The sequence below is a fragment of the Planctomycetota bacterium genome (assembly GCA_038746835.1).
Lineage (GTDB): Bacteria > Planctomycetota > Phycisphaerae > Tepidisphaerales > Tepidisphaeraceae > JBCDKH01.
In genome coordinates this window covers 1-3499 of the sequence record JBCDKH010000267.1, presented here as the reverse complement: position 1 = coordinate 3499, position 3499 = coordinate 1, and the positions used below count along the sequence as shown (strand labels likewise).

Annotated in this window: 3 protein-coding genes; 1 reads left to right on the top strand and 2 read right to left on the bottom strand. The window is 64.7% G+C overall.

Features of this window, described 5'->3' with window-relative positions:
* Positions 1-107: 107 nt before the first annotated feature.
* Together AAGI46_16365 and AAGI46_16360 are read right to left on the bottom strand one after the other, a co-directional pair.
* Complete coding sequence (locus tag AAGI46_16365; protein ID MEM1013781.1) at positions 108-1556, bottom strand: sulfatase; 1449 nt, start codon at positions 1554-1556, stop codon at positions 108-110.
* Between the two features lie 31 nt (positions 1557-1587).
* Complete coding sequence (locus AAGI46_16360; protein MEM1013780.1) at positions 1588-2352, bottom strand: glycosyltransferase family 2 protein; 765 nt, start codon at positions 2350-2352, stop codon at positions 1588-1590.
* A 294-nt stretch (positions 2353-2646) separates the two neighbouring features.
* On the opposite strand from AAGI46_16360, the gene AAGI46_16355 reads away from it, so the two are divergent.
* Positions 2647-3499, top strand: an 853-nt coding sequence (locus tag AAGI46_16355; protein MEM1013779.1) for a hypothetical protein, incomplete at its 3' end; no start/stop codon positions are given.

The window sequence follows — 3499 nt, the reverse complement described above, 5'->3', positions numbered from 1 at the left end:
GCGGGTCTGGACGCTTACAGACCCGCTCGCTCACGCTCGGGGCTCGCTACCAGACGCACCACTCGAGTCAGGATTGATATCAATCCTCGAAAACGCGATCAAGCTGCTCAAGCCACCTCGTCGACCGGCTCGTCCGCGAATTGGTCCTGGAGCTGACGCAGACGTGTCTTAAGCCGCTTCGTCAGCTCGTCCGTTCCCGGTTGTCCGTAGATGTTGCTCATCTCGTCCGGATCGGCCGTCAGGTCGAAGAGCTCCCAATACGGCTCGACGCCCGTGTTGACGTGGCCGCTGCCCGATGCGTCGAGTGGGTCGGCGTAGAAGTAGCACAGCTTGTGCGTTTTGGTCCGCAGGCCGTAGTGGGCGGTGGTGTGGTGCGTGTGATCGCTGTCCATCCAATAGCGGTAGTAAACCGCGTCCTGCCAGTCGGCCGGCTCATCGTCGCCCTTGAGGATCGACGCGAAACTGCTGCCCTGCATGTCCGGATGTGCTTCGAGGCCGCACAGGTCGAGGAGCGTCGGTGCGAAGTCGACGTTGGTGACCATCGACAAAACGCCCTGCTTCTTGATGCCGGGGCCCCGCATGAGCAGCGGCATGCGGAGCGCGTGCTCGTAGATGAACCGCTTGTCGTACCACCCGTGATCGCCGAGGAAGAAGCCCTGGTCGCTGGTGTAGACGACGATCGTGTTGTCGAGCTGGCCGATCGACTCGAGGTAGCTGGTGAGTTGGCCGACGCTCTTGTCCACGCCGGCACAGCAGCGGAGATAGTCCTTGAGGTAGCGGTCGTAGTACCAGAGCTTTCGCTCCTTTGTTGACAGTCCCGCTGGCGGATGCGCTTTGACGTCTTTGGGGAGCAGGTCCTGGTCGACACGCATCCGCGCCGCAGCCGCCGCAGGCCTACCCGCGTAATCATCCCAGAGCGTCGACGGTTCGGGCAATTCGACGCCTTCGAGCAGGTCCGCCTCTTCCGGGCCGGGCTGCCACGGGCGATGCGGGGCTTTCTGGTGGACGCAGCAGAAGAACGGCTGGTCCGGGTAGTCGGCGTGATGCCGCTTGAGCCAGCTCAGGCCCATGTCCGTGGTCAGGTCGGTGCAGTACCCATCCGTGTGAAGCTCCCCCTTTCGGCCGTCCGCGTCGCCGACGTAGAACGTCGGATCGTGGTAGAGCCCTTGCCCTGGTAGCACGGCCCAGTCGTCGAACCCTTTGGGATCGCTTTCCGGGCCGTGGCCGAGGTGCCATTTGCCGAAGATGCTCGTCCGGTAGCCCGCCGTTTTGAGGAGCTTTTGGATCTGGCAGTCGCGCGTGTTGTCGAGCGAGTCGTGGAGCGTGCGAACGCCGCAAACGTGCGTGTGCTGACCGGTCAGAATGCTGCCGCGGCTCGGCGTGCAGATTGCATTCGTACAAAAGCAATTGTCCGCTCGCACACCCACGTCCGCCAGGCGATCGAGGTTCGGCGTGTCGAGCAGCTTCGGCCCGAAACCGGCCGCGTTGTAGGCGGAAATCGCGTGGGCTGCGTGGTCGTCGGAGAGGACGAACAGAATGTTCGGGCGGTCGGGCATCGGCCCCAACGTAGTGACACGCCCGCGAGCTTCAATTCGAGGCAGTCAGTTCCCGCGTCTCGGTCGGCCGAAGTCGCTTGCCCATCCATCGCACTGCCAGCAGATCCATGAATCCTGCCGCGCCTCGGCTGAAAACGCCAACGCCGTACTTCGTCACGCCCGCCGCTCGCGAGCGGTGGACGACCTCGTGCTCGACGACGTTCGCTCCCAACATCGACGAGAACGCCGGGATAAAGCGGTGCATGCCCTTGAACTCCAACGGCAACCGCTTCGCGTAGCTGGCTCGCAGGACGCGAGCACTGCAGCCGGTGTCGCGGACTGTGTCGCCGAGGAACACGCGTCGGAACGTTCGCCCGACAACGCTGGCGCGTCGCTTCATGAAGCTGTCGCGCCGGTTTCGCGAGCGATCGCCCTGGACGAGATCGACGTTCTCGCGATGGAGGCGATCGAACATGTCCGGCAGCTCGGCCGGGTCGTTCTGCAGGTCGGCGTCGAGAAAAGCCACCGCCTCGCCACGCGCCGCAAAGATGCCCGCGGCCATGGCACTGCTCTGGCCCTGGCGTTGTTCGCGTCGCAAGACGCGGAGCCACGGCCGATCGCCTGCGAGTTCGGTTAGCTTCGCGTCGGTTCCGTCGTCGCTGCCGTCGTCGACGACGATCAGCTCGAATCGCTCGATTCGACCGTTCATGGCTGCCTCGACCTCGTCGACGAGCGGCCCGACGTTGTCGACTTCGTTGAGCGCCGGCACGACGATGCTCAGCTGAATCGCGTCGTTTGCAACAAGGGCGTCATCCATGAGGGACGGCGACTGTAGCGGTCGTGGTACAACAGCCCGGTGGAATCACCCGTCTGGTTCTGGTCCGCGTTCGTGGCGACGGGCGTGTTGCTGGTCGTGCTCGCCTGGTACGGCAATCGCAGGCGTCGGCTGTCGCCCGTCGAGGCTGAGGCGAACGAGGAGGATCTGGCGTGCGGCCGATGCGGCTACAGCGTCTTCGGCCTTCCGGGCGAGACCTGCCCGGAGTGCGCTGCGAACCTGAACGAAGTCGGCCTGACGACGTCGAAGTTCCGCCGCTGGCAAAACGCCCCGCCGGTGCTGCGCGCGGTCGTCTGGACGCTCGGCATCGCAGTGGTGGCAACGCCGATTCTCGTCACTGCATTCACCGAGTTCTTGCCGACGACACGCGTTCGCTCGAATGAGGTTCCTTACGGCAATCCCGTCGTATTGAAAGTCGTCGAGCGGCACGTCGACCGGAGCGCCGGTCGGATGTTCGGCCTCTTCACGCCACGTGAGGAGTTGGAGCATGTCGTCGAGGCGACCTCAGCAGATCGTTCAGCCCGACTGACCTGGGACGTTCCCGGAGACCGCTGGACGCTCCGCACGCGCAACTCTGAAGACAGCGGTGTCGGTCGCCCCTCGCTTGAGAGCATCGAGCAGATGGCCGCAGCTGTCGCCGGTCGTCCGGCGACAAGACCCGCGTCGATCGAGTCCATTCCCGTGAATGCCGCAGGAGCAGTGGTTCAACCACCGCCGGCGGAAGCCATCCGGGTGATTCTGCACTGGCACCTCCGAGCCCTTCCGCCAGCGCTGGTTCGCAAGCGAAGTCTGGCGATCGTCGTTCGGCAAAACGGGCCGGTCGCTGAGGGGGTTCCGAACGAGTGGATGACCGAACCGCAGACCATGCCGTTTGCGCGCTCGCTCGCTTACCAGGCGCCGCTCGTGACCGGGAATCAGACCAGTAGATCGAAGCCAATGCTCGCACTCACCTACGCCTCGTGGCCGCTGGTGTGGTTGCTGGGCTTGCCGCTTGTGCTCAGACGACGGGCAGTCCGGGTTCAATCACATGATCGATTGGCAGGTCAAGAGGGGCGGTTGCGCGACCTCCTCGGCATCGGTCGTCAGAGCGGGGCGGAGGGGCAGGCGCGGCGGCGCCCAGCCGTCGGCG

What these genes read in the sequence shown, in the direction of transcription:
- AAGI46_16365 (MEM1013781.1), bottom strand. Translation starts at nt 1,556, where the DNA reads ATGCCCGACCGCCCGAACATTCTGTTCGTCCTCTCCGACGACCACGCA.
- AAGI46_16360 (MEM1013780.1), bottom strand. Translation starts at nt 2,352, where the DNA reads ATGGATGACGCCCTTGTTGCAAACGACGCGATTCAGCTGAGCATCGTC.